This is a genomic window from Sphingopyxis sp., assembly GCF_035686825.1.
Lineage (GTDB): Bacteria > Pseudomonadota > Alphaproteobacteria > Sphingomonadales > Sphingomonadaceae > Sphingopyxis.
This window is the reverse complement of record NZ_DASRYZ010000006.1, coordinates 277,950-303,210: the sequence shown is the minus strand read 5'-3', so window position 1 is coordinate 303,210 and position 25,261 is coordinate 277,950. Positions and strand designations below refer to the sequence as shown.

Sequence of the window (25,261 nt, the reverse complement as noted above, 5' to 3'; positions counted from 1 at the left end):
ACAGACCTCCGCGCCGCGCCTTACCAGTCGTAAGCCTTGGGCAGCGCCCCTTCCTGCGGGGTTTCGTAACGTTCGCGCAGACGGTCCTGCCGCGTCGTCAGCGACTGCGCCTTGCCGTCGATCCACACGGCGGTGGGCCGGCTGCCCAGTTCGAGCGGATCATTGTCCCAGATCACGACGTCGCCGGCGCGGCCCGGGCGCAGCGATCCGATGCTGCCCTCCATGCCGACCGCGCGCGCGGGCACGCTGCTGATCGCGGCGAAAGCCTGATCCCAGCTCAGCCCGCTCGCGCCGGGCACCCGCGTCAGCCCGACGAGGTTGCCGGCATATTGCGTCGCATAGCCCATCTTGTGCGCGTCATCGTCGTCGAACACGCCGACCGACACGTCGACGCCCGCGGCCTTGAGCCGTCCGGCGTTCGACTGCGTCGCGCCCAATTGTTCGAAGCTCGACGGCAGGTCGGTGAGCGGCGAAACGAGCACCGGCACCTTCGCCGCGGCGATCTCGCGCGCGACGATCCAGCCTTCGGTGGCGCCGACGAGCACGAGCTTCATCGCGGGGAACTCGCCCTTCAGCTTCAGCACATTGACGATATCGACCGCGCGGTCGACGCGCACGAACAGCGGCGTCGTGCCGTCGATCACGCGGACGAGCGCGTCGGCGTCGGCGCGCTGGATCATCGCGTCATTGCCCCATTCGGCGAGCACCGCCGGATTGCGGGCATAGCTGCGCGCCGCGAGCAATTGCTCGCGGAAGAGGAGGAAGGTCGCCGCGCGGCTGCCCCCCGCCTTCGACGCGCCATCCTCGCCGAACGCCACAAACTGCAGCGCGCGCGGCTTGGTGACCATGTCCATGTCGTCGGCCAGGTCGACCACCGCGCCCTGCCCCGCGAACAAATTGCTGCTGCCGCTCGGTGCGACGATCGCGCGCGTCACGCCCGACGCGCGGTTGACCGCGACCGGCGAGCCCATCGGATTGAGCGCCGGCGCGATGTCGAGCCCCGCCGAAAAGCGCGTGCGCGGCGCCGAGCGGTCGTTGGTGCCGCTGACGGCATCGACCTCGGTCAGCCCGACGCGGCTGAACGCCGCGACGATCCCCGGGGTCACATATTTGCCCTGCGCATCGACGCGCTCGATCCCCGCGGGCACCGCAACGCCCGCGCCCGCCGCGACGACCTTGCCGCCGCGCACGACGACGGTGCCGCCCTCGATCGGCGCGCTGCCGTCGCCGATAACGAGCTTCGCATTGACGATCGCGACGTCCTGCGCCGCGGCCGGAACCGCGATCAGCGCGGCGGCGGAAAGAAGGAGCGCGCGCATCATTTCACATCTCCTTCGCCCGGCTGGCCGAGTTCGAAATCGCTCACCGGCCGCCGCTCGGGGTTCGTCGCGTCGAACATCAGCGCGCCGTCGATCCACACTTTTTCGGGGCGGGTATAGGCGCTGAACGGATTGCCGTTCCACAGCACGACGTCGGCCATCTTGCCGGGCTTCAGGCTGCCGGTCCGGTCGGCGATCCCCAGCGCCTTCGCCGGATTATACGACAGCCAGGTCCACGCCACCTCGTCGCTGACGTCGATGCCGATGCGGCGCCCCGCGGCGCGCGCCTTCGCCGCTTCCTGATTCAACCGCTGGATCTGATTCGCGTCATCCGAATGGACGATCGTGCACGCGCCGGCCTTGTAGACGAGCGGAATATTCTCGTTGACCGAGTCATAGGCTTCCATCTTGAAGCCCCACCAGTCGGCCCACATCGCCGAACAGATGCCTTCCTTCGCAAGGATGTCGGCGATCTTGTACGCCTCGACCGCATGGTGAAAGGTCGAAACCTTGTAACCGAATTCCTTGGACATATCGATGACGAGCGCCATTTCGTCGGCGCGGTAGCAATGATTGTGGACGAGGATCTCGCCCGCCAGCACGCCCGCGAGCGTTTCCATCGCAAGGTCGCGGTCGACCGCCTTGCCGTCGTCCATCTTCTTCTTGTACGCCGCCGCCTTCGCCCAGGTCGCGCGGTTCACCGCGAAATTGCCCATGCGGGTCGAGGGAGCGCGCCCCTTGCCGCCGTAAACGCGCTTCGGATTTTCGCCGCACGCCATTTTCAGGCCATAGGGCGCGCCGGGGAATTTCATTCCCTGCACCGTGCGCGACGGGACATTCTTGAGCGTGATCGAGCGCCCGCCCATCAGGTTCGCGCTGCCCGGCAGGATCTGCAGGCTGGTGACGCCGCCGTTCGCCAGCGCGCGGCTGAACCCGGGGTCCTGCGGCCACACGCTATGTTCGGACCATACCTCGGGCGTCGTCGGCGACGTCATCTCGTTGCCGTCCGAATGCGCGTCGACCGACGGCGAGGGATAGTCCCCAAGGTGGCTGTGGATGTCGATAACGCCGGGGGTGAGGAACTTGCCGGTGCCGTCATAGACCGCGATGTCCGCGGGGATCGGCGTTTCGGGGCCGCCGATCGCCTCGACCTTGCCCTCCGCCAGCAGCACGGTGCCATTTTCGATCCGCCCGCCCTCGCCGTCAAAGATCGTGACATTGCGCACCGCGGTGACCTGCCCCGGATAGGCCTTATAGGTCGACGGATAAGGATCCTTGTTGAACTTCGCCGGCTTTTCGGCGGGCTTGTCGCTCGCCGAAGCCGTTTCGCCCCCACCGCTTGCCGCGCAACCGACGAGCGCCAGCGACACCGCAGCCAGCAGGCTGCCCTTCACACCCTTGATCATCGATTACGCCCCTTTGGGATGGGTACCGGCGGCCTGCGGCTCGCCCAGTTCGCCGCTGCCCGGAATGGCGGGTTCGCGGTCGGCGAGCGTGTCGAGGTGCATCCACTTCCGCACGATCGGCGACAGCGCCAGCACGACGATGCTGACCCCGATGGTGATCAGGCCGATTTCCCAATAGATGCCGAGCGTGGCCTCCTTGGTCATCGCGCCGTCATGCCCGCCGGTCGCCTCGCCGATCTTGCCGGCAACGAAATTTCCGACCGCGGTCATGTAGAACCAGGCGCCCATGATGAGCGAGGCGAGGAAGCTCGGCGCAAGGCGGTTCATCGCGCTCAGCCCCACCGGCGACAGGCAAAGTTCGCCGGTCGTGTGGAGGAGATAGAGCAGGAAGACGAAGAGGACCGGCGTCGCCACTTCGGGCCCGACGCTGCTCGCGCCCCACACGAAGACGAGGAAGCCGAGCCCGACCTGCGCCAGCGCCAGCGCGAATTTCGCGGGCGCCGACGGCTCGAGACCCTTTTTGCCCAGCCATTGCCACAGCGCGGCGAAGACCGGCGCGAACAGGATGATATAGATGGGGTTGATCGACTGGAACACCGACGCGGGCACCCCGCCCTTGTCGACGTAGCGGTCGGTGTAGAGGTTGAAGCTGCCGCCAGCCTGTTCGAACAGGCCCCAGAACAGCGGATTCAATGCGATCAGGAACAGGATCGCGAACATGCGCTCGCGCGGCTCCTTGTCGAGCTTGAAGCTTTCGTAAAGCACATAGCCGAGCAGCGCGAGGCCCGAGACGATCAGCAGGTTCTGAATGATGTCCTGATACTGGACCAGCGCCCACATCACCGCGACGGCGCCAACGCCGACCGCATAGATCGTCATTTCCTTGTTGCGCGCGAGCGGCGCCGGCGCTTCGCCCGCGCCGAGCAGCACATTCTTGCCGAGAACGAAGACGATCAGGCCGGCGACCATGCCGATGCCCGCAAGGCCGAAGCCATAGGCCCAGCCGATCTTCTGCCCCAGATAGCCGACGAGGATCGTGCCGAGCGCGGCACCGACGTTAATCCCCATATAGAAGATGGTATAGGCGGCGTCGCGGCGCATGTCGGTCAGGCGGTAAAGCTGGCCGACCATCACCGAGATATTGGCTTTGAGGAAACCCGAGCCGACGATGATCAGCGCGAGCGCGAGCCAGAAAACGTTGATCGTCGGGTCTTCCTGCCCGCCGACGCCCTCGAACGCCATGAACAGATGGCCGAGCGCGAGCAGCACGCCGCCGAACAGCACCGCCTTGCGCTGCCCCAGATAGCGGTCGGCCAGATAGCCGCCGAGTACCGGGGTGATATAGACGAGGCTGGTGTAGGCGCCGTAGATCAGGTTCGATTTGCCGTCCGAAAACAGCCAGTGCTGCGTCAGGTAGAAGATCAGCAGCGCGCGCATGCCGTAATAGGAGAAACGCTCCCACATCTCGGCGAAGAAGAGCATATAGAGGCCCTTGGGGTGGCCGGCGAATTCGGGCTTCTTGCTCCCGGCGATCAATCCGCCGACGGTCAGAAATACCCCCAGAATGACCAGCGCGATAACCGCGATCCAGTCGCCTTCGTCCCAAAGGCCTATATCTTTCATCAAAGCGTCCCTTTTACCCATTATCGTGGGCGCGGCCTCCCGCCGCGCGAATGGGGCAACCTAGCGCGAAAATTGCGTATGGGAAGAATCTAATTGCGCCTGAAACCGGTTCGGCCGGGCCAAAATCTGTTGCGAATCGCTCGCAACACTTGCACCGGGGCGCGGAAAAGCCCACATGGCGCCCCATGTTCAACGACACCTCCTCGCTCCTCGCCCACCTCGCCACCCGTCGCTCGGGCAAGGCGCGCGACATGGTCGCGCCGGGCCCCGATGCCGCGGCCTTGCGTGATATCGTCGCGCTCGCGCTGCGCACCCCCGACCATGGCAAGCTCGCGCCCTGGCGCATCGTCACGATCGCGGACGATCAGCGCGGCGCCTTCGCGGCGCTGCTCAAACAGGCGTGGGTGGCCGAAAACCCCGGCGCAGCGGGCATGGATCTCTCGGCGCTCGATCAGTTCGCGCATCAAGCGCCGACCGCGCTCGTGCTCATCTCGGCCCCGGTGCCCGGCGCCAAGATCCCGCTGTGGGAGCAACAGATGTCGGCCGGCGCGGTCGGCATGAACCTGCTTCATGCCGCGCATGCGCACGGCTTCGTCGGCAGCTGGCTCACCGGCTGGGCGGCGTATAGCGCAGAGGTCGCAGCGGCGTTCGGTGCCGGCGAAAGCGACAAGATTGTCGGCTATTTCTTCTTCGGCACGCCCTCGCGCGAACTCGACGAGCGCCCGCGCCCCGAATATGACGAGGTCGTTCGCGCTTGGGAAATTTAATTTCAAATGCTGGACTGAAACTGTAATTAGCCGAATTTGACTGTGCTGCTGTCTTATGGCATTAAGGCGGCATGCTCGATCAGTCCAAACCCGTGTACCAGCGTCTGCGCGACGTCATCGCCAACGCCATTCTCGACGGCAGCTATCGCGACGGCGATATGCTTCCCTCGGTGCGTTCGCTCGCCGCGGAGGAAGGCGCGAATCCGCTGACGGTCGCCAAGGCGTATCAGACCTTCCAGGACGAAGGACTGGTCACGGTCAAACGCGGGGTCGGCATGTTCGTCGCCCAAGGCGCGACCGAGCGGCTGCGCGACCTGATGCGCGCGGATTTCTTGGCGAACGTCTGGCCCCCGGTCGCGCAGCAGATGCGCCGCATCGGCCTCGACGCGCGGACCCTGCTCGATTTGACCGAGGCCTGACAGCTACCGCCCGATCTGCGCCGCCTTGTCGCGCAGATCCGCTGCGGCCTGCGCTTTCCCGCGTTTTTCCAGCAACCCGGCGTAAAATTCCATGATTCCCGCGTTGAGCGGCTGCAGCCGATAGGCGCGGTCGATCAGCACCAGCGCGCGCGCATCGTCGCCTTTCGCCGCCCACGCCCGCGCCAGTTCGCGCAGAATCACGACGTCGCGGTCGCCGATCCGCCGGCGTACGCGTTCGAAATACCCGATCGCCTGGTCCCAATGCTCAAGGTCCATCGCGAGGTGCCCGGCGAGCCGGTCGGCGGCGACGCTCGACGGCTGTCCGTCGCGCAGGGCGAGGATCGCCGCGCCCGATCCGGCGGCATCACCCGCGCGGTAGAGCGCGTTGGCGAGGCGCAGCGTCGTGCGCTCGCCCGCGTCGATCGCGCGCGCGGCGCGATAGGCCTCGACCGCGAGGCCGAACCGCCCGCCCGCCAGCGCCGCGTCACCGAGCAGGATATGCGCATCGGCGACGCCGCGGTTTGCGTCGCGCAGCCACGCCGCGCGCTCGATCGCGCGCGCGCTGTTGCCACTCGCAAGGTCGGCGGCGATCGCCGGAATGACCGTTGCGGGATCGAGCGGCGCGGCATCGGCCGCCATCGCCACCAGCCCGTAATCGTCTTCGACCGCGAAGGGTACGGCTTCGCCGGGGCTCAGCGCCGCCGCGCGGCCGAAATAATCCGCCGATTCCATGTCGCGCCCCAGCGCGGCCGCCGCGCGCGCCGCGAGGATCAGCGACCAGCTGTCGGCGTCGGGGCGGCGGACGAGCGGCAGCAACGCCTCGCGCGCGGCGCCGGGGTCGCCATCGGCCCATTCGGCTGCGGCCAGGACGCGCCGCGCGGTGAAATTATGCGGTTGTTCGGCGAGCAATCGGTCCGCCCACGTCGCCGCGACCGCCTCGCCCCCGAGTTCGAGCTCGACGACCGCGCTCAACAGCATGAAGGACGGCTGCGCATCGAGCTCGCCGCGTGTGCGCTGGAGCAGGCTGCGCGCGAGGCTGAAGTTGCCCGCGCGCGCCGCGACCACCGCCTGCAGATAAAAGAGACGCGGATCGCGCGGCACGATCGTCGCCGCATGGCGCAGCGCCGCCAGCATGTCGCGGTATCGCCCGAGGTCGCCGAGCGTCGCCGCCTGCTCGATCAGCGCCTCCGCATTGTCGGGGTCGGCGGCAAGCGCCTTCGCATACCAGCCTAGCGACGCGTTCAGCCCCGCTTCGGTGCGGACAAGATTGGCCTTGAATGCCAGCGCCGCGCTGTTCGCGGCGTCGAGTTCGATCGCATAATCGACCGCGTCGCGCGCACCGAGCGTGTCGGCATTGGCCTCGCGAAAGCGGGCGACATCGACCCATAGGGCCGACCTGCGCGGCAGTTCGTGCACCGCCCGGTCATAGGCTTCGCGCGCCGCGGCCAGATCGCCGTTCGCCAGATGGACGTCTCCCGCGACCCACGCCGCCTCGCCCATCATTTCGGGGATGACCGGCCCGCCTTCCAGCGTCTCGAGAGCGCGCGCGCCCTCGCCCTGCATCGCATAGGCGCGCGCGAGCAACGGTCGCAGCGCCGCGTCGTTGGCGCCAGCACCGAGCGCGCCCTTGACCGCCGCCTCGGCCCCGACCCCGTCGCCGAGCCGGATCGCGACGCGCGCCAGCGCGACGCGCCGTGCGATGTCGCCCGGATTGTCGGCGATCGCCGCCTGCAGTGCCGCACGGCGCTGCTCATCGGCCTCGCGCGGCGCCTCCGGTCCGCCTCCGCCGCACGCCGCGAGCAGCAGCGCCGCCACCAGCGGCGCGGCCGTCCAGACGCGGCGCAAGGTCATTCAGCCTTGCATCCGATATTGTTTGAGCAGGTCGTAGAGCGTCGGCCGGCTGATCCCGAGCAATTTCGCCGCCAGCGAGATATTGCCCTCGCTCTGCGTCATCGCGCGGCGGATCGCGACGCGGTCGGCCGCTTCGCGCGCGCTGCGCAGGTTGAGCCACGCCTCTTCGCCCTCTTCGCCGCCGCCCGCCATATCGAGGTCCTCGCGCATCACCAGCTTGCCGTCGGCCATGATAACGGCGCGCTTGATGCGGTTTTCAAGCTCGCGGACATTGCCCGGCCAGCGCGCCTCGTCGATCGCCTGCAAAGCGTCGGGCGCAAAGCCGCGCACCCCCGGGTTCATCTCGGGCGCATATTGGTGGAGGAAATGCCGCGCGAGCAGCACCGCATCGCCCGGCCGCTCGGCGAGCGGCGGGATCTTCACCACCATCTCGGCGAGCCGGTAATAAAGATCGTCGCGAAAGCTCTGCTCGGCGATCATCGCGTCGAGGTCGCGGTGCGTTGCGCAAACGATCCTTGTGTCGACCGCAATCGCCTTGCGCCCGCCAATCCGCTCGATCGTGCGTTCCTGCAAAAAACGCAGCAGCTTGACCTGAAGCGGCAGCGGAATGTCGCCGACCTCGTCGAGAAACAGCGTGCCGCCGTGCGCCAGCTCGATCTTGCCTTCGGTCATCTTCACCGCGCCGGTGAACGCGCCCTTCTCGTGCCCGAACAATTCGCTTTCGAGCAGATTTTCGGGGATCGCGGCGCAGTTGATCGCGACGAACGCGCCGTCGCGCCGTCCGCTCGCCTCGTGCAGCCCGCGCGCGAGCAATTCCTTGCCCGTCCCGCTCGCGCCGAGCAGCATGACCGACACGTCGAGGTTCGCGACACGCTCGATCGTGCGCGCGACTTTCAGCATCTCGGGAGCCCCGGTGATCATCCCGCCGAGTACGCGATTTTCGCCCGCGCCCTGGCTCGCCAGCCGCGCATTTTCGACTTCGAGTTCGCGGACGTGAAAGGCGCGGGCGACGATCAGCCCCAGTTCGTCGATGTCGATCGGCTTCTGATAAAAATCCCACGCCCCGCTCGCGATCGCGGTCAGCGCGCTCGCCCGCTCGCCGTGCCCCGACACGACGATGACCTTGGTGTCGGGCTTGGCCTCGAGGATCGCCCTCAGCGTGCGGAACCCCTCGCGCGTCCCGTCGGGATCGGGCGGCAGGCCGAGATCGAGCGTCACCACTTCGGGTTCCTCGGCACGCAGCAGCTCGATCGCGGCATCATGGTCGCCCGCGACGAGCACGCGATAATCCTCATAGGCCCATTTGAGCTGCGCCTGCAGCCCGGCGTCGTCCTCGACCACCAGCAATGTGCGCAAACCGGTCCCACCCTCGCTCATGTCATTCCCGCTTTCGTCACCCGCGCATCGCTTGCCGCCGCGCCGCGCGCATCGGCGAGCGGCAGCCACAGCGTGAAATTGCTGCCCTTGCCCGGCTCGCTCGCCACCTCGATCGCGCCGCCCATCGCCTGCGCGATTTGCAGCGCCTCGAACGCGCCGAGCCCGAACCCCGATTCCTTCGTCGACACGAAGGGTTTGAACAGTTCGTCGCGGATGAACGCGCGCGTCATACCGCAGCCTTGGTCGATCACATCGATGCGCACGCGCCCCTGCTCGGCGACCGCGACGACCTGCACCGGCGTGTCGGGCGCCGACGCGTCGATCGCGTTGGCCACCAGATGCTGGACGATCTGGCGGACCGCGCCCGCCTCGGCCCACGCCGACAGGCCGGCCTGACATCCGACGAACAGCGCGCGGCGCGGCCGCATTTCCGCCGCGACCTCGTTCAGCACCGGTTCGACCAGCGTGCGGCCGGGCTCCGCCGCGCGCCCGCGCTCGCGCGGCGACAGGCGGACGAGCAGGTCGCTCAGCCGCCCCGCCGAAATCTTCAGCGTCTGCGTCATGTCGGCGCGAAACTCGGGCTTGTCGGCATGGCGCTCGGCATTGCGCGCGAGCAGCGACAATTGGCTCGCCAGATTCTTGATATCATGCATGATGAAGGCGAAGCGGCGATTGAACTCGTCGAAGCGCCGCGCCTCGGACAGCGCCTGCTGGCTCTGCGATTCGGCGAGATAGCTCGCCGCCTGCTGCCCCGCGATGCGCAGCACGTCGAGATCTTCCCAGTCGAGCGCGCGCGACACCGCCGGGCGGTGCAGCACGACGATCGCGATCATCCGCTGGAAATGCAGGACCGGCACGACCACCCACGCGCGCGTGTCGGCGATCAGCCACTCGGGGATCGCCAGATCCTCGCCCACCCGATTTTCGCCGGACGCGCCGCGGCGCTCGGCGTCGAGGTCGACGATATGCCGCGTTTCCTGCAGCATGAAGGCCGAACGCAGCGACAGGCCGGTCTCCTCACCCAACCCGCCCGGCCAATGCCACTGCTCGGCGACGCGAAAGCCGCCCGACGCGCCGGGCAGCATCAGCAAGGCGCCCGGGCTGCCGGTCAATTGGGCGAGCGCCTTGGCGACGCGCCGGTACAGGTTGCGGTCGTCGTCGCCGTCTCCCTGCGCCAGCGTCGCGGTGAAGCGCATCCATTCGGCGCGATAGTCGTAACGATGCTCGAAGAAATGCTTGGAGATCATCACGGCCGCCCACGCGCGCGACCGCGCAGAGGCCAGCATCAGCCCCCCTGCGCCCAGCGCGACCGCCAGCGAGATCGCCTGCGCCAGCTCGGCATAATCGCTCCCGACCGCGCGCGCGACCGCGCCGGTCAGCGCGATCAGGATCAGATAGGCGGCGGCGCCGAGCAGGATCAGCGACCGCGTCGCGGCCGTGCGCGACAGCCGCATCCGTTCGCGGCCGATGTCCATCGCCGCGACGACATGGGTCGGCGCGGTGAGCAGCGCGACCGCGGGCAACAGCGCGATCAGCGTCGACGCCTTCGCTCCGGTCAGCGCGCCGATCAGTTGAACGTTGAGTTCATAGGCCCACAGCATGGCGAAACCGCCCGCGACCGCCAGCACCGGCATCCGCAGCCCGCCGCTCGCGCGGCGGACGGCGCCGTCGATGATCAACAGCCCGCCGATCGCGACGATCATCGCGGTAAAGGTCAGCGTCGGCTTCATCCACGGCGCGGCCCCCGCCCCGGCGCGCAAATGCGCGGCCGCGCCGAGCAGGAAGGCGAGCAGGCAGATCGTCGCGAGCATCCGCAGGATCAGGCGCAGCGGCCGCGGCATCGGCGCGCGCGGCGACCAGAAGGTCGCGCCCAGCCAGCCGAGCATCGCGCCGTCGCGGATCATCTGCACGACCAGCGCCTCCGACGTTCCGGGAGAAAAGATCGTCAGCGCCGCGCACCACAGCGTGGTCGCCGCCGCCGCCGCTACCTGCCAGCGCGGCGCGGGCATCAGCGCCGCCATGCGCGCGCGCGGCCGCATCAGCAGCCACAGCGTGACGCCGGCAAAGCCCGCCAGCGCGACGACCGACAGGATAGGCGACAGGGTCGCGAGCGCGTTCACGGCTACCTTGCGCCCTCCGGCCACAGCACGACGCGCACCGTCTGGAGCAGGATCAACAGGTCGAGGAAAGGCGAATAATTTTTGGCGTAATAGAGGTCATATTCCAGCTTCACGCGCGAATCTTCGACCGACGCACCATAGGGATAGTTGATCTGGGCCCAGCCGGTCAGGCCGGGCTTCACCATGTGGCGCTCGGCATAATAGGGCAGCTTTTTCTCGAGCTCTCCGACGAAGCTCGGCCGTTCGGGGCGCGGCCCGACAAAGCTCATGTCGCCCTTCAGCACGCACCAGGTCTGCGGTAGCTCGTCGATGCGCAGCTTGCGGATGATCCGGCCGACGCGGGTAACGCGCGGGTCGTTTTCGCTTGCCCACACCGCCTTGCCCGACGCTTCGGCATCGATACGCATCGAACGGATCTTGAAGATGTCATAAGTCTCGCCGAACAGTCCGACGCGCGGCTGACGATAGAAAACCGGCCCGCGGCTATCGAGAACCACCGCGATTCCCGCGACGATGATCAGCGGTAGCCCGACGATGAGCACGATCAGGCTGGCAAGGATGTCGAACAGGCGTTTGCCCACCTTCGAAATCCGCTGCCCCGCCGAAAAGCCGTCCGAAAAGATGAGGCCGCTCGGGTTCGTCGTTGCCAGGTCGACGCGTCCCGTCTCACGTTCGATGAAGCTCGCGATGTCGTTGACATGCACCCCCGTCGTCTTGACGCGGAGCAGGTCGTTAAGCGGCAGCGCGTTGCGCCGTTCCTCGAGCGCGAGCACGACTTCGCCGGCGCGCAGCATCACGACATGCTCCGACAGATTGGCGATCGCCTCGCGAGGGATCGCGCCGGCTACCGCCTTTTCATTGGCGCTCATCGCGACGAAACCGACCATCTCGAGCCCGCTCCCCGGCGCGTCGGCGAGCGCCGCGAGCCGCGCCGCACGCGGTCCCGCGCCCAGCACCAAAATTCGCCGACGAAAGGCTTCGGTTCCCGCCGACTGCGTCAGCGCGAGCCGGATCACGAACAGCGCGCCGATGGCGAAGACCATCGCATAGAGGCTGTTCGCGCGCCACAGCGTCGCCGTCGGCAACAGGAACCCCAGCACCGACAAAAAGATCACCCCGAGCGAAATCGCCGCGAGCAGGCGCGCGGTCGCAAAGCGCATCGAGCGCAGCCCCTCGTTCCCGTACATTCCGGTCGCCATCATCGCGAGCGAATTGGACACGCCGAAGGTCAGGAGCGGCAGCCAGCGGCTCGCCAGCGGCCCGGCATCGAACCCCGCCTGATGCGCGTAAAGGTGCCACGCCCCCTCGGCCGAACCGAGCAGCGCGAAAAATTCGATCAGCGCCAGCCAGACGACGGCGTGCGGAACATAATGTTTGAACAGCCGGAACATGGAAAAATCGCAAACCTTTCGCCGGCGCAATACTACATCCGAGGCGTCAACTGTCGGTTAATTTTACACTCACCCATTGCATCATCTTGTGTCTTTTCCTTCATATCGTGCGATAGGCTGATCGCATGACCACCATGATCCAGCCTGTCATATTGTGCGGCGGCGCGGGCACGCGCCTGTGGCCCGAATCGCGCGGCACCCGCGCCAAGCAGTTCCTGCTGCTCCACGGGCAGCGCAGCCTGTTCCGCCAGACCGTCGAGCGCACCCCGGCGGGCCCCGCTTTCCTGCCGCCTGTCGTGCTGTGCGGCGACGGCCATGTCGCGATGGTGCGCGAACAGATGAACGACCGCGAGGAAATGCTGCTCGTCGAGCCGATGCCGCGCAACACCGCCGCCGCGATCGCCCTCGCGGTCGCGCAGGCCGACGCCGACACGCTATTGCTCGTGATGCCGAGCGACCATGTCATCGCCGACGTCCCCGCCTTCCATACCGCGATCGCCAAGGGGGTGCGCCTCGCGCAGCAGGACTGGATCGTCACCTTCGGCATCACCCCCGACAGCCCCGAAACCGGCTTCGGCTATATTGCCGCCGGCGAGGCGCTCGGCGGCGCCGACGAAAATTGGGGCTTCGCGGTCGACCGCTTCGTCGAAAAGCCCCCGCTCGCCGATGCCGAGGCGATGTTGGCGGCGGGCGGCTACAGCTGGAATGCCGGCATCTTCCTGTTCCGCGCCGCGCGGATGCGCGATGCGATGCTCACCCATTGCCGCGCGATCTTCGAGGCGGCCGACAAGGCCGTTGCCGCCGGAATGCGCGACGGCGACGCGCTCTATGCCGACGCCATCGAGTTCGCCAGGGCGCCGTCGGACTCGATCGATTATGCCGTGATGGAAAAGGATGATCGCGTCGCGGTCGTCCCCGTCGCGATGGGCTGGTCCGACCTCGGCTGCTGGCACACGATCCACGCCCTCGCCGAAAAGGACGCGGCCGACAATGCGGTGACCGGCGACACCTTTCTGCACGACAGCCGCGGCAATCTTATCCGCGCCGGCGACAAGCGCGTGTCGATCCTCGGCATGGACAATATTGCCGTAATCGTCGACGGCGACGACATATTGGTCATCCCGCTCGAACGCTCGCAGGAAGTCCGCGCCGCCGCCAAGGCGCGCGAATAGATCGATGGGGTCGCCCCATTTCGCTGACGCTCCGCTCGGGCTGCTCGACCATCATCCGAACGAGCTGCGCGCGCGCCACTGCCACGACGATGCCTTCGTCGCCGTGGTGCTCGAAGGGGGCTATCAGGAAGCGGGCGACGAAGGGCGTTTCGATGTCAGACCCGGCGACGCGCTGATCCACCATCCGTTCGAATCGCATCTCGACCGCGTCGAGGCAAAGGGCGCGCGCGTCCTCGTGCTCGGCCTGCCCGCCGAACTCGCGGCGAGCGCGCATGTCCGCGGCCGCGTCGGCGATCCCGACGCGCTCGTCCGCCTCGCCGCGCGCGACCCGCGCGCCGCCGCGGCCGCCTTCGCCGAACAGTTCGTCCCGGCGCCCGACGCCGCGCTCGACTGGCCCGATCTCCTCGCGCGCGACCTGCGCGGCGGCATGCCCGTCCGGCTCGGCGAATGGGCCGAGCGCACCGGCGTGCGCGCCGAAACATTGAGCCGCGGCTTTCGCCTGGCCTATGGCTGCACCCCCAAGGCCTATCGCGCCGACGCCCGCGTCCGCGCCGCGCTGGCGGCGATCCGCGCGGGCGCCGAGCCGCTCTCCGACATCGCGCACCGACTCCATTTCACCGACCAGGCGCATATGACGCACGCCGTCGCGCGGCTCAGCGGCGCGACGCCGGGCGCGTGGCGCCGCATGGTGCCCGACGTCAAATCGATACAAGACAAGGCTGAACTCTACGTGTAGCAACCGGGCAACACACCTCATTGGAGACGACCATGCTCGACCGCCGCACTCTCATCGCCACCCTCGCCGCGACCTCCGCGCTCGCGGGCATCCGCACCCCCGCCGCCGCGCATACCGGCCAGGCGGCGAGCGGCGAAGGCGCGAAGCTCACCGCCATCTACGATCGCTTCTACGACAGGATGGTCGATGAAAGCCCCGAATTCGCGACCGCGCTCGGGCTAGACAAGGACGCCCGCCTGCCGCTCAAGGCGAAACTCGACGACCGCTCGCCCGCGGGCATCAAGCAAAGCCACCAGCTTTATCGTGACGGCCTCGCCGAACTCAAAAAGATTGATACGTCAAAGCTTTCGGGCATGGACCTCGTCAACTACGACACCTTCCGCGGGCCGTGGGAGCATTTCGTCAAGGCGTATGACACGTTCGATTACGGCCTCCACAGCTGGCCCGAACCGCATCCGGTGACCCAATTGAGCGGCACGTACCGCTCGATCCCCGACTTCCTGATCAACCAGCACAGCATCGCGAACGCCGCCGATGCCGAGGCGTATCTCGCGCGCTGCGCCGATTTCGCGGTCCAGCTCGATAACGAGACGGGGCGCATCAAGGCCGATCATGCGGGCGGCATCATCCCTCCCGACTTCGTCATCGACCGCACACTCGGCCAGTTCGACCGCATCTGGGCGCCCGCCGCCGACGCCAACGGGCTGACGAAGAATCTCGCTGCGAAGACGAAGGACATCCCCGGCGACTGGACGAAACGCTGCGCCGCGATCGTCGAAGGCAAAATCTATCCCGCGATGCGCCGCCAGGCCGACGAACTCCGCGCCGCCCGCCCGCGCGCGACCCACGACGCGGGCGTGTGGCGCCTGCCGAAGGGCGACGAATATTATGCCTATGCGCTGCGCTATGCGACGACGACGGGCATGTCGGCCGAGGAGGTGCACAAGCTCGGGCTCGACCGCGTCGCTGATTTGAGCGCGCGCGCCGACGCGATCTTCAAGGCGCAGGGCATGACCAAGGGCACGGTCGCCGAACGGATGCGCGCACTCGGCAAGGACCCGCGCTTCCTCTACCCCAACACCGACGAGGGCAAGGCGAAGCTGATCGCCGAACTCAATGCCCAGATGCAGGCGATTCAGGCGCGCCTCCCCGAAGCGTTCGGCCGCCTGCCGAAGGCGAAGGTCGAGATCCGCCGCGTCCCCGCCGATATCGAGGATGGCGCGACCGGGGGCTATTACCAGATCCCCGCGCTCGACGGCTCGCGCCCCGGCGCCTATTATATCAACCTGCGCGATACCGCCGAAAATCCGAGCTGGACGCTGCCGACGCTCACCTATCACGAAGCCTCGCCCGGCCATCACCACCAGATCGCGCTCGCGCAGGAGGCCGAGGGCATCCCGCGTCTCCGCCGCCTTCCCGCTTATTCGGTCTATACCGAAGGCTGGGGCCTCTACGCCGAACAGCTCGCCGACGAGATGGGGGTCTATGAAAATGACCCGTGGGGCCGCCTCGGCTATCTGCAATCCTATATGTTCCGCGCCGCCCGTCTCGTCGCCGACACCGGCCTCCACCACTATAAATGGACGCGCGAGAAGGCGATCCAATATTATAACGAGACGCTCGGCACCCCCGAACCGTCGAACATTACCGAGATCGAGCGTTATTGCGTGTGGCCCGGCCAGGCGACGAGCTACATGGTCGGCCAAACGAGCTGGGTCCGCATCCGCGAACAGGCGAAGGCCGTCCTCGGCGACAAGTTCGACCTGCGCGGTTTCCACGACACCGCGCTCGCGGCGGGCGCGATGCCGATCGAGGTGCTCGAATCGGTGATCACCCGCTGGACCGCCGCGCAAAAGGCCTGATCCTGAGCCCTTCGCCTGCTCGAACAGGCGAAGGGCTTCCCGCCGCCGATCGCGCTCGCTCTAATTCTGGAAGATCGCCGGCGTGCCGGGTTTGACCATCTGTGCGACGCGCGCGGCGTCCCAATTGGTCAGCCGGACGCAGCCATGGCTCTCCGCACGCCCGATCGTGTGCGGTTCGCTCGTTCCGTGAATGCCGTAATGCGGCTTGCTGAGATCGATCCACACGACGCCCACCGGGCTGTTCGGCCCGGGCTGCAGCAACTTCGCCTCCTTATTGTCGCTCACGTCCCAGAACAGCTTGGGATTATAGTGAAAGTCGGGGTTGCGGCTGACGCCCTTTATCTCCCATTTTCCGATCGGCAGCGGGTCGTGGCGGCTGCCCATCGTCGCGGGGAATTGCCCGACGAGCCGGTCGGCGTCGTCATAGACTTTCAGCACGCCCTCCGATTTGTCGACGACGATCTTCGCGGCGGCAAGCTGCTCCGGCGCGACGCCCAGCCGTTCGAGCGTGCCGTTCCAGCCGCGCGGATCATCGCCCGTTTTCGGGACATCGACGTCGGGGATGTTGGGAACGCGAAAAGGGCGCCCCGCGCCGACCAGCGTCGACGGGCTGTTGAGCGCGACCAGCGTTTCGGGGGTCGTGTGGAAACGCTCGGCAAGCGCTTCGGTGAGATTGCGATAGCCGAGCGCGGGCAATTTGGCCTGATCGGCGGCGTCTTTCGGAAAGGCCGGGACGAACGGCCCCTTCGCAAAGCCCGCGGGGATGATGACCATCCGGGTCGCGGGAATATCGCGCCCTTGCAGCAAGGCCTGTTCGGTCGCCGCGTCGAGCTTGCCGCTTTCGTCGAGCCCGCGCGCTTTCTGGAAACCGCGCAGCGCGGCGACATAGGACTGCCCTTCCTTCCCGTCGATCACGCCGGGCGAGAAGCCGAGATGGTCGAGCAGGACCTGCGCGCGGAACGTCGGCGGCGCGGCGAAGGGCGCCGCCTCGGTCTTCGCATCCTCGAAGCGCAAACTGTCGGCGTCGGGCGCGACCGCCGTTTTCTGTTTGGAATCCGTATCTTGGGGGGCGGAATTGCAGCCGGCGATCAACAGCAGGCACGGCAGAATGGATAGGCGTTTCAAAAATTGTCCTCCCGGGTTCGAGAAGGATCAACGATCCGGCGCGTGAAAGGATGCGGGGGCGGCGGACCGCCGAGTGCCCGGCGATCCTAGAGCGCCGGCGCGACGTTTGCCGCGAGTATCCGGTGGCGCAAAACGTCCCAGTCGGCGAAGCGCCAGAAGGTCGGGCTGTCGCGGCCGATGATCCGGGGATGTTCGGCCGACGGCGCGATCGCGCGGTCGACGGGCTCGATTTCGGCGAGCGCGCCGCAGTCGAAAAAGGCGCGCACGACGATATCCTCGCCCGCCGCACCGGCGCTGCCGACGACAATCGCCAACTCGCCGGTCGACAGCCGCACCAGCGTTCCGCTGGCATAGATTCCCAAGCTGTCGGCGAAACGGTCGAGCAGAACGGGATCGAAATGCCCCTCCCATTTCCGCATCTCGGTCAGTGCTTCGCACGGCGTCCACGCCCGCTTGTACGGGCGGTTCGACGTCACCGCGTCATACACGTCGCAGATCGCACCCATGCGCGCGGCGAGCGACAGCTCTTCGCCTTTCAACCCGCCGGGATAGCCGCTGCCGTCGATCTTCTCATGGTGCCGCAGACAGAGTTCGAGCGCCAGCGTCGGCGTCCCGGGCGAGCTTTCGAGCAGCCGATGCCCCGCCGCCGGATGTCCCCGGACCGACCGCATTTCGCCTTTCGAAAGCCCGCCGGGCTTGTTCAGTATCTCATCCGAGACCGCAACCTTGCCGACGTCGTGGAGCAGTCCAGCGACCCCCAAATCCTCGACCTGCTGCGCATCGAGCTCGAGGTGGCGGGCGAAATTGATCATCAGCGCGCAGACCGCGACCGAATGAAGATAGGTATATTCGTCCTTTTCCTTGAGGCGGACGAGGTTGATCAGCGCCTTGGCGTCGCGCTCGATCGACGCGCCGATCGCGCTTGCGAGGCGCACCATCTTCTTGACCTCGACCGCCCGGCCGAGGCGCGCGGCCTCGAACATGTTGGTGACGGCCCCGCGCGTCCGGTCGATCACCTGCGCCGCGCGGCGGCATTCGCCGGCATAGCCGCGGCGGGGCCGCGGGGCGGCGCGATCCCCCGAATCGGACGCCGCGAAAGTCGTTCTGGACCGGGATTTCAAAACAGTGGCCAGCGGCCTCGCCCGCGATCGCAAAGAGGTTCGGCGCGGCATCTCGACGCGCTCGCCCGCGTGGCGCTCGGGCGGCGGAACGGCCCCGCGCTCGGCATCGATCATCAGCGCCTCGATACCCGAATTGCGAATGCGCTCCAGCTGCTCGGCGGTTTCGATCCGGAAATTGCTCCGCCAGAAGGGGTGATCGAACCACGACCCTTCAAAGGCGCGGACGAACATTCCGATTTCGACATCCTGTGGCTGAATTCTTACAAGCATTTCGGGTCCCGTTGCGGCCGCCTGACAGACACGCACCTTTCCCAATACGGCAGTCAATGGGGCACTTTAAGCGCGCCCGTAACGAGCGGTTAACCTTGGGTCTGGGCCCTAGTCCCCCGCGAAATCGAACGCGCTCACCCCGCGCTCGCCCTCCCTGAACCGCAGCGGACGTCCCAAGGGGGGCATCGACCGCTGGACGCAGCCGGTGCGCGTGCAGCGCCGGCACCCGAGCCCGATCGGTGTCGCGGGCGTGCGCATCAGGTCGATCCCGCGCGCGGCGATGAGCGGCGCGGCGACCTTGGCGTCGACGCCGATGCTCACGGCGAACCGCGCGGGCGTCCCGCTCCCGGTGGCGCCCGGCGCGGCGACCGAGCGCGACTGGGTGAACCAGCGCGACCCGTCCTCCAGCTCGACGAGGTCGGCGACCACCTCGCCCGGCCGCGCGAACGCCTCATGCACCCCCCACAGCGGGCAGCGCGCGTCGCCATCGACGAGCGGCGACTGGCTCGCCCCGGCATAGCGTTTGCTCCCCTGCCCCGCGCGGTCGATGCGCAGCATGAAGAAGGGCAGCCCGCGCGCGCCGACGCGCTGCAAGGTCGTCAGCCGGTGCGCGACCTGTTCATATCCCGCGCCGAAGCGCCGCTGGAGCAGCAGCAGATCATATCCCGTCGCATCGCACGCGCGCAGGAAGCGACCATAGGGCATCATCAGCGCCGCGGCGAAATATTGGATCAAATGCCGCTCGAACAGCCGCGCCGCCGCGGTCTCGGCGAATTCGGCGCCCGCGACGAGCGCATCGATCTCGCCCTTCGCCTCGATCTGCGCGAGCGTCGCCGCCGCCTGAAAGGTGCGCGACGCGGGGCGGAGCAGTTCGTTGAGCATCAGCTGCCGCGCGTGCCAGTCGAGCCAGCGCAGCCGGTCGGGCATCACGTCCGACGGCAGGATGCGGATGCCGAGTTGGTGGCGCGTGCGCAACCGCTCCGAAATCGTGCCGTAAAGATCGCCGCCCGCGAGCCGCAGCTCGTCGGCCAGCTCCTCGGCGCGCGCGTCGAGGTCGGGGAAATGGTTGCGCCATTTCTCGATCGCGCGGCGCACCGCGGCGACTTCGGGCGCGTCGCCTTCGCCTTCCGAGCGCCCCTCGGGCGCCGCATCGAACAATCGCGCGAACGCGGCCGCGGTCGCCGGCGCGGTCTGCAACCATTCCTCGACCTCGTGCGCCCCGATGCCGAGATCGGCAAAGCGCGGATCGGCAAGCCGCCGCCGCAGCCCCGCGAGCCCGCCCGGCAGTTCTTCCGCCCCCAACTTTGCCGCATCGAACCCGAACCGCTCGGCCAGCCGCACGATCACCGTCGCGCTGAGCGGCCGCTGCCCATGCTCGATCAGGTTGAGATAGCTCGGCGAAATGTCGAGCGCCTCGGCCATGGCGGCTTGGGTCATCCCCGCCTCGCGCCGCGCCTTGCGCACCGCCGGCCCCGCAAACACCCGCCGCTCCGCCATAGCTTTGTAACTTTCTTTACTAATTTACACGCATTTTTACACCGAAACGCTATATTTCACAAATATTATTGACAAAGCTTTTCACTTTCGGCGCCTCAGACGCCAGTTTGACCCCATCACCTCTTCACGCCCCCGACGGGGCAGAGCGAAGGACAAGACGATGGGCTACCAAGAAGACATGGCACAGGCCGGCCGCCTCATCCGCGATTACGACGGCACGTGGGACGGCATCAGCGGCGAAAGCATCGCCCGCATGCGCGCCCAGAACAAGTTCCGCACCGGCCTCGACGTCGCCCGCTACACCGCGCGCATCATGCGCGCCGACATGGCCGCCTATGACGCCGATCCCGCGAACTACACCCAGTCGCTCGGCTGCTGGCACGGCTTCATCGCGCAGCAGAAGATAATCTCGATCAAGAAGCATTTCGGCACCGTCAAGGGCCGCTACATCTATCTCTCGGGCTGGATGATCGCCGCGCTGCGCAGCGAATTCGGTCCGCTGCCCGACCAGTCGATGCACGAAAAAACCAGCGTTCCGGCGCTGATCGAGGAAATCTACACCTTCCTCCGCCAAGCCGACGCCCGCGAACTCGGCATGCTGTTCCGCGATCTCGACGCCGCGCGCGCCGAGGGCGACGAGCTCAAGGCGAAGCAGGTTCAGGCCGCGATCGACAATCACGAAACGCACGTCGTGCCGATCATCGCCGACATCGACGCGGGCTTCGGCAATGCCGAGGCGACCTATCTGCTCGCCAAGAAGATGATCGAGGCCGGCGCCTGCGCGCTGCAGATCGAAAATCAGGTCTCGGACGAAAAGCAGTGCGGTCACCAGGATGGCAAGGTCACCGTGCCGCACGAGGACTTCATCGCCAAGATCCGCGCCTGTCGCTACGCCTTCATGGAACTCGGCGTCGAGGACGGCATCATCGTGACGCGCACCGACAGCCTCGGCGCGGGCCTCACCAAGCAGATCGCCTTCTCGAAGGAGCCCGGCGACCTCGGCGACCGCTATAACAGCTTCCTCGACTGCGAAGAGGTCGACGGCGCGGGCAACCCCGGCGACGTCCTGATCAACCGCGACGGCAAGCTGATGCGCCCGAAGCGCCTGCCCTCGAACCTCTATCAGTTCCGCCCCGGAACCGGCGAGGATCGCTGCGTAATGGACTGCATCGCGAGCCTGCAGAACGGCGCCGACCTGCTCTGGATCGAAACCGAAAAGCCGCACATCGAACAGATCGCCTCCATGGTCGACCGTATCCGCGAAGTCGTCCCCAATGCGAAGCTCGCCTATAATAATTCGCCGAGCTTCAACTGGACGCTCAACTTCCGCCAGCAGGTGTTCGACAGCTGGCAGGCCGAGGGCAAGGACGTCAGCGCCTATGACCGCGCCAAGCTGATGAGCGCCGATTACGACGCGACCCCGCTCGGCGAAGAAGCCGACAACCGCATCCGCACTTTCCAGCGCGACGCGGCGAAGCGGGCGGGCATCTTCCACCACCTCATCACCCTGCCGACCTATCACACCGCGGCGCTCAGCACCGACAATCTCGCCAAGGAATATTTCGGCGACGAAGCGATGCTCGGCTACGTCAAGGGCGTCCAGCGCGCCGAGATCCGCCAGGGCATCGCCTGCGTGAAGCATCAGAATATGTCGGGTAGCGACATCGGCGACGACCATAAGGAATATTTCGCCGGCGAAGCCGCCCTCAAAGCGGCGGGCAAGGACAACACGATGAACCAGTTCGCCGCCTGATCCGAGTTCGGCGCGAGGGGCCCCGTTGCAACCCCTCGCGCCAACCCTCTCGGCGCGGAACGCCGTGCACAAACGTCCCGCGCCTACCGAGCTTTCCTGGGGAGGAAAGCCTGTCCGTCGGAAGCCTTGCGCTTCCGGCGGACATTTTTATTGCGGGAGCGCCGCTTCTTCGTCGCGCGTCTTGACCAGCGACCAGATCACCCCGCCCGCGATCAGCGCCACGGTCACGCCCAGGCTGACCAGCGGCGGGAATTTGTCGCCGCCGAGGATGAAGTCGGCGACGAAGATTTTCGACCCGATGAACACCAGCACCAGCGCCAACGCATATTTGAGGTAATGGAAACGGTGCAGCATCGCCGACAGCGCGAAATAGAGCGCGCGCAGGCCGAGGATCGCCATGATGTTCGAGGTATAGACGATGAAGGTGTCGGTGGTGATCGCGAAGATCGCCGGCACGCTGTCGACCGCGAACACCAGATCGGCGAGGTTGATCACGACGAGCGCGAGGAACAAAGGCGTCGCCGCGAGCACGGCCCTGCCCGTCTTCGTATCGGGCACGCGCACGAAGAATTTTTCGCCGTGCAGCTCGTTGGTGATCGGGATGTGCCGCGACAGCCATCTGACGACCGGATTGCCCGCGACATCCATCGGCTTTTCGCCCGCGAACAGCATCTTGACGCCGGTGAAGACGAGGAAGGCCGCAAACACATAGAGCAGCCAGCCATATTCGGTGACCAGCGCCGCACCGCCCGCGATCATAATCCCGCGCAGTATGATCACCGCGACGATACCCCACAAAAGCGCGCGATACTGGTAGCGCGGCGGGATCGCGAAGGTCGCGAAGATCAGCGAAATGACGAAGATATTGTCGATCGACAGCGCCTTCTCGATAAAGAAGCCGGTGTAATATTGCAGCCCCGCCTCGCCGCCCTTCGCGGCCCAGACCCACGCGCCGAACGCCATCGCGATGCCGATATAGAGCGCCGAGAGCTTCAAACTCTCGCCGATCCCCATCTCCTTATTCTCTTTGTTGAGGATGCCGAGGTCGAAGGCGGTGAGCGCGACGACGAGCGCGATGAACGACAGCCAGAACCAGGCCGGGGTCCCCAGCCAGTCGGCGAACAAAAATTCCATGATGATATTCCCTGGATATGCCGAGCGCGCCGCCTTTCGGCAGCGCTCCCGATCGTCATTTCTGGGGGATTAGCGGACGAGCGCCGGGCGCAGCGATGGCCGGAGCGTCAGTGCCGCCAGCCGCTCCTTGACCGCGAGCTTCAGCGTCTTCAGCCGCAGCAGGCGAAACGGGTCGGCGCCGCGCCGGCGCGTCTCGCGCCGCTCGGCATCGTCGAGCTGGCGATGGAGCAAAGTCAGGCGATAGAAATTGGGAGAAAATGTCATCGAAAAGGGCCTCCTGATTGAAAAATCAAGCAGGTGACGCCGATGCCGAAACCCTCAAAACAGGGGGGAGAAAGGGCCAGAGCATCGGTGTCACCCGATGCGGTCCGACATCACGTGGCGGGATATGTCCCGCCGACGCCAGAGGGGCCCGGCCCGCATGACTTATATTTAGGAAGCCCGCCCGCCGCTTGCAAGTCCCCCCGCGCCGCGCCACGCTCTATCCGATGAAGGAGCAAGCATGATGAGCGTCGAAATCGCAAAGGACGGATCCGTCACGATCGTCACGATCGATCGCCCGGCGAAGCGCAACGCGGTCGATCCCGCGACCGCCGACGCCCTGCGCGACGCCTTCACCGCCTTCGCGGCCGACAAGGATGCGAAGGTCGCGATCCTCACCGGCAGCGACGGCCATTTCTGTGCGGGCTTCGACCTCGGCGCGGTCGGCGCCAGTCGCTACGACCCCGACGGCCCCGGGCCGATGGGTCCGACGCGGATGCTGCTCGAAAAGCCGGTGATCGCCGCGATCGAGGGCCACGCCGTCGCCGGCGGGCTCGAACTCGCGCTCTGGTGCGATCTGCGCGTCGCCGCCCAAAGCGCGGTCTTCGGCGTCTATTGCCGCCGCTGGGGCGTGCCACTGATCGACGGCGGCACCGTCCGCCTGCCACGTATCGTCGGCCAGGGCCGCGCGCTCGACATGATCCTGACCGGCCGCCCCGTTGCCGCCGACGAAGCCCACCGCATCGGCCTCGCCGACCGCGTCGTCGCCGACGGGACCGCGCTCACCGCCGCGGTCGAGCTCGCCAAACAGGTCGCCGCCTTCCCGCAAATCTGCATGAACAGCGACCGGCTGAGCGCGTACCGCCAATGGGATTTCGACATCACGGGCGCGCTCGCGCACGAAGCCCATGCCGGCGTCGCCCCCTTGCGCGAAGGCGCCGCGATGGGCGCAAAACGCTTTACCGAAGGGGCAGGCCGCGGCGGCAGCTTCGCCGCTTTCACGGGGGAATGACGGAGAAGCCATACAAGGCGGCCCCCCGGGGGCAAGCCCGAGGTGCCGAAGGTTGGGAGGGGGGCGTTTCGCGCGCGGCGTCTGCAACTTCGCAGGCCGCGAACGCGTGAGGTCCGGCATTTCTTCGAAGCCCCGCTCGATGCCGGTGTAAGCGATCAGGAAACGCGATTAAAATGCGTCGTTTCCAGTTTTTGAAGCTTGTCGCTGGACCAGACGATCGTTTCGGTCATGGATTTCAGATCCTTGGCGACGGTGTAAACGCGCGTCGACACTCGCGCGCCCGCCTTTCCCAGCGTCATCACCAATGTGTCCGGTGCCGGCTGGCGCAAGGCAACGCTGTCGATGAAATCCATATTGCCGGTGACCGGTACGGCGACGCCATCGAGCGCGGCGGTCGATTCCGCATGCTTGCTGGAGCCGTCGGGCGCGACGATGTCGACCCGCGTTGTCCATTTGCCGTCTTGCGATGCGCGAAACGTCATCGTCACCCGTTGCGGCCTTTCATTCTCGGGCATGGCGGATGCGTCCAGCGACCAGCTTCCGGCCAGCGGGAGCTGCTGCGATGCCGCGCTGTGGACGGCGTCGGCTGTTCCCGCCTGATCGGCGGAAGGGGCGGCCGCGAACATTAATCCGGCGGCGGCGAGGGGAATTGCAATGAGCATGGCGATCATTCCTTTCGAACCACGAACCCCAACGGTCGCGGTGTGCGCCAAGTCTTTCCCGGTGGAGCGGCGGCTCGAAAGATCGATATTTTCGTCACAAGTTTTTTGGCGGTCCAGAAGCCGCGCCAATTCGCGGCTGCTGCCGACGCCCGTTTTCCGGCGGGCGGAGCGCAAACGCTCGTTAATCGAGGTTTCCGAACGTCCCAGGCGCGCCGCGATGGTCTTGACGGTGTGCCCGGCGACCAACAGGCGCAAAATTTCCATTTCCCGGTCGGTGAGGCATGCGGACAAGCCGGGAGCGGGTTCATTGGCAGACATGTCTTTCGCTCACCACAGCCTCACGAACAGGTCCATCCCAATTTAATTGGGAAAGGGCAGCGCGA

General features: G+C 66.8%; 20 protein-coding genes. 7 read left to right on the top strand and 13 right to left on the bottom strand.

The window, feature by feature from the left end:
* Window positions 1–20: 20 nt before the first annotated feature.
* The 3 genes from VFG17_RS14860 to VFG17_RS14850 are packed head-to-tail and all read right to left on the bottom strand — an operon-like array spanning window position 21 to window position 4,348.
* On the bottom strand, window positions 21–1,322 hold the full coding sequence (locus VFG17_RS14860) for an amidohydrolase family protein (protein ID WP_325030154.1): 1,302 nt from the start codon (window positions 1,320–1,322) through the stop codon (window positions 21–23).
* Window positions 1,319–2,725, bottom strand: a complete 1,407-nt coding sequence (locus VFG17_RS14855) for an amidohydrolase (RefSeq protein WP_325030153.1) — start codon at window positions 2,723–2,725, stop codon at window positions 1,319–1,321. The genes VFG17_RS14860 and VFG17_RS14855 overlap by 4 nt, the downstream gene beginning before the upstream one ends.
* Window positions 2,726–2,728: 3 nt before the next feature.
* Window positions 2,729–4,348: an oligopeptide:H+ symporter gene (locus VFG17_RS14850; protein ID WP_325030152.1), complete on the bottom strand. Its 1,620-nt coding sequence runs from the start codon at window positions 4,346–4,348 to the stop codon at window positions 2,729–2,731.
* 185 nt (window positions 4,349–4,533) lie between these two features.
* Between VFG17_RS14850 and VFG17_RS14845 the strand changes: the two genes are divergently transcribed.
* Window positions 4,534–5,115, top strand: coding sequence for a nitroreductase (locus VFG17_RS14845; protein ID WP_325030151.1), 582 nt, complete (start codon window positions 4,534–4,536; stop codon window positions 5,113–5,115).
* A gap of 71 nt (window positions 5,116–5,186) precedes the next feature.
* Window positions 5,187–5,534: a GntR family transcriptional regulator gene (locus VFG17_RS14840; protein WP_325030150.1), complete on the top strand. Its 348-nt coding sequence runs from the start codon at window positions 5,187–5,189 to the stop codon at window positions 5,532–5,534.
* A gap of 3 nt (window positions 5,535–5,537) precedes the next feature.
* Here VFG17_RS14840 and VFG17_RS14835 read toward each other — a convergent pair whose 3' ends face one another.
* From VFG17_RS14835 to VFG17_RS14820, 4 genes are read right to left on the bottom strand one after another with little or no spacing between them, the layout of a single operon-like run.
* Entirely contained in the window at window positions 5,538–7,385 is a 1,848-nt protein-coding gene (locus VFG17_RS14835) for a tetratricopeptide repeat protein (RefSeq protein ID WP_325030149.1), read from the bottom strand.
* Window positions 7,386–8,762, bottom strand: coding sequence for a PEP-CTERM-box response regulator transcription factor (prsR, locus tag VFG17_RS14830; RefSeq protein ID WP_325030148.1), 1,377 nt, complete (start codon window positions 8,760–8,762; stop codon window positions 7,386–7,388).
* Window positions 8,759–10,882 carry an XrtA/PEP-CTERM system histidine kinase PrsK gene (gene prsK / locus VFG17_RS14825; RefSeq protein ID WP_325030147.1) on the bottom strand — a complete coding sequence of 708 codons (2,124 nt, stop codon included), beginning with the start codon at window positions 10,880–10,882 and terminating at the stop codon, window positions 8,759–8,761. The genes prsR and prsK overlap by 4 nt, the downstream gene beginning before the upstream one ends.
* A gap of 2 nt (window positions 10,883–10,884) precedes the next feature.
* Window positions 10,885–12,273 carry a TIGR03013 family XrtA/PEP-CTERM system glycosyltransferase gene (locus tag VFG17_RS14820; protein WP_325030146.1) on the bottom strand — a complete coding sequence of 463 codons (1,389 nt, stop codon included), beginning with the start codon at window positions 12,271–12,273 and terminating at the stop codon, window positions 10,885–10,887.
* Window positions 12,274–12,398: 125 nt separating this feature from the next.
* Between VFG17_RS14820 and VFG17_RS14815 the strand changes: the two genes are divergently transcribed.
* The 3 genes from VFG17_RS14815 to VFG17_RS14805 are packed head-to-tail and all read left to right on the top strand — an operon-like array spanning window position 12,399 to window position 16,043.
* On the top strand, window positions 12,399–13,445 hold the full coding sequence (locus tag VFG17_RS14815; RefSeq protein ID WP_325030145.1) for a mannose-1-phosphate guanylyltransferase: 1,047 nt from the start codon (window positions 12,399–12,401) through the stop codon (window positions 13,443–13,445).
* A gap of 4 nt (window positions 13,446–13,449) precedes the next feature.
* Window positions 13,450–14,181, top strand: a complete 732-nt coding sequence (locus VFG17_RS14810; protein ID WP_325030144.1) for an AraC family transcriptional regulator — start codon at window positions 13,450–13,452, stop codon at window positions 14,179–14,181.
* 32 nt (window positions 14,182–14,213) lie between these two features.
* Entirely contained in the window at window positions 14,214–16,043 is a 1,830-nt protein-coding gene (locus VFG17_RS14805; RefSeq protein ID WP_325030143.1) for a DUF885 domain-containing protein, read from the top strand.
* A gap of 60 nt (window positions 16,044–16,103) precedes the next feature.
* Here the strand turns inward: VFG17_RS14805 and VFG17_RS14800 are convergent, their stop codons facing one another.
* The 3 genes from VFG17_RS14800 to VFG17_RS14790 all read right to left on the bottom strand — a co-directional run bounded on the left by VFG17_RS14800 (window position 16,104) and on the right by VFG17_RS14790 (window position 20,056).
* Complete coding sequence (locus VFG17_RS14800) at window positions 16,104–17,168, bottom strand: L,D-transpeptidase family protein (protein ID WP_325030142.1); 1,065 nt, start codon at window positions 17,166–17,168, stop codon at window positions 16,104–16,106.
* An 86-nt stretch (window positions 17,169–17,254) separates the two neighbouring features.
* Window positions 17,255–18,559: an HD-GYP domain-containing protein gene (locus VFG17_RS14795; protein WP_325030141.1), complete on the bottom strand. Its 1,305-nt coding sequence runs from the start codon at window positions 18,557–18,559 to the stop codon at window positions 17,255–17,257.
* 108 nt (window positions 18,560–18,667) lie between these two features.
* Window positions 18,668–20,056 (bottom strand): helix-turn-helix domain-containing protein, encoded by a 1,389-nt coding sequence (locus VFG17_RS14790; protein ID WP_325030140.1) that lies wholly within the window; start codon window positions 20,054–20,056, stop codon window positions 18,668–18,670.
* Between the two features lie 160 nt (window positions 20,057–20,216).
* Between VFG17_RS14790 and VFG17_RS14785 the strand changes: the two genes are divergently transcribed.
* On the top strand, window positions 20,217–21,809 hold the full coding sequence (locus tag VFG17_RS14785; RefSeq protein WP_325030139.1) for an isocitrate lyase: 1,593 nt from the start codon (window positions 20,217–20,219) through the stop codon (window positions 21,807–21,809).
* A 147-nt stretch (window positions 21,810–21,956) separates the two neighbouring features.
* Here VFG17_RS14785 and VFG17_RS14780 read toward each other — a convergent pair whose 3' ends face one another.
* Window positions 21,957–22,943 (bottom strand): TerC family protein, encoded by a 987-nt coding sequence (locus VFG17_RS14780; protein ID WP_325030138.1) that lies wholly within the window; start codon window positions 22,941–22,943, stop codon window positions 21,957–21,959.
* Between the two features lie 69 nt (window positions 22,944–23,012).
* Complete coding sequence (locus VFG17_RS14775) at window positions 23,013–23,207, bottom strand: DUF465 domain-containing protein (RefSeq protein WP_325030137.1); 195 nt, start codon at window positions 23,205–23,207, stop codon at window positions 23,013–23,015.
* A 241-nt stretch (window positions 23,208–23,448) separates the two neighbouring features.
* Between VFG17_RS14775 and VFG17_RS14770 the strand changes: the two genes are divergently transcribed.
* Window positions 23,449–24,216, top strand: coding sequence for a crotonase/enoyl-CoA hydratase family protein (locus tag VFG17_RS14770; RefSeq protein ID WP_325030136.1), 768 nt, complete (start codon window positions 23,449–23,451; stop codon window positions 24,214–24,216).
* Between the two features lie 155 nt (window positions 24,217–24,371).
* On the opposite strand, the gene VFG17_RS14765 is transcribed toward VFG17_RS14770, so the two are convergent.
* Window positions 24,372–25,196: a helix-turn-helix transcriptional regulator gene (locus VFG17_RS14765; RefSeq protein WP_325030135.1), complete on the bottom strand. Its 825-nt coding sequence runs from the start codon at window positions 25,194–25,196 to the stop codon at window positions 24,372–24,374.
* Window positions 25,197–25,261 lie beyond the last annotated feature (65 nt).

Bases quoted from the DNA above. Each gene is read 5' to 3' on its own strand.
- VFG17_RS14785 (WP_325030139.1), top strand. From the start codon at position 20,217: ATGGGCTACCAAGAAGACATGGCACAGGCCGGCCGCCTCATCCGCGAT.
- VFG17_RS14805 (WP_325030143.1), top strand. From the start codon at position 14,214: ATGCTCGACCGCCGCACTCTCATCGCCACCCTCGCCGCGACCTCCGCG.
- VFG17_RS14835 (WP_325030149.1), bottom strand. From the start codon at position 7,385: ATGACCTTGCGCCGCGTCTGGACGGCCGCGCCGCTGGTGGCGGCGCTG.
- VFG17_RS14855 (WP_325030153.1), bottom strand. From the start codon at position 2,725: ATGATCAAGGGTGTGAAGGGCAGCCTGCTGGCTGCGGTGTCGCTGGCG.
- VFG17_RS14810 (WP_325030144.1), top strand. From the start codon at position 13,450: ATGGGGTCGCCCCATTTCGCTGACGCTCCGCTCGGGCTGCTCGACCAT.
- VFG17_RS14780 (WP_325030138.1), bottom strand. From the start codon at position 22,943: ATGGAATTTTTGTTCGCCGACTGGCTGGGGACCCCGGCCTGGTTCTGG.
- VFG17_RS14845 (WP_325030151.1), top strand. From the start codon at position 4,534: ATGTTCAACGACACCTCCTCGCTCCTCGCCCACCTCGCCACCCGTCGC.
- VFG17_RS14770 (WP_325030136.1), top strand. From the start codon at position 23,449: ATGAGCGTCGAAATCGCAAAGGACGGATCCGTCACGATCGTCACGATC.
- VFG17_RS14840 (WP_325030150.1), top strand. From the start codon at position 5,187: ATGCTCGATCAGTCCAAACCCGTGTACCAGCGTCTGCGCGACGTCATC.
- VFG17_RS14815 (WP_325030145.1), top strand. From the start codon at position 12,399: ATGACCACCATGATCCAGCCTGTCATATTGTGCGGCGGCGCGGGCACG.
- VFG17_RS14820 (WP_325030146.1), bottom strand. From the start codon at position 12,273: ATGTTCCGGCTGTTCAAACATTATGTTCCGCACGCCGTCGTCTGGCTG.
- VFG17_RS14765 (WP_325030135.1), bottom strand. From the start codon at position 25,196: ATGTCTGCCAATGAACCCGCTCCCGGCTTGTCCGCATGCCTCACCGAC.
- VFG17_RS14850 (WP_325030152.1), bottom strand. From the start codon at position 4,348: ATGAAAGATATAGGCCTTTGGGACGAAGGCGACTGGATCGCGGTTATC.
- VFG17_RS14860 (WP_325030154.1), bottom strand. From the start codon at position 1,322: ATGATGCGCGCGCTCCTTCTTTCCGCCGCCGCGCTGATCGCGGTTCCG.
- VFG17_RS14790 (WP_325030140.1), bottom strand. From the start codon at position 20,056: ATGGCGGAGCGGCGGGTGTTTGCGGGGCCGGCGGTGCGCAAGGCGCGG.
- VFG17_RS14795 (WP_325030141.1), bottom strand. From the start codon at position 18,559: ATGCTTGTAAGAATTCAGCCACAGGATGTCGAAATCGGAATGTTCGTC.
- prsR (WP_325030148.1), bottom strand. From the start codon at position 8,762: ATGAGCGAGGGTGGGACCGGTTTGCGCACATTGCTGGTGGTCGAGGAC.
- VFG17_RS14775 (WP_325030137.1), bottom strand. From the start codon at position 23,207: ATGACATTTTCTCCCAATTTCTATCGCCTGACTTTGCTCCATCGCCAG.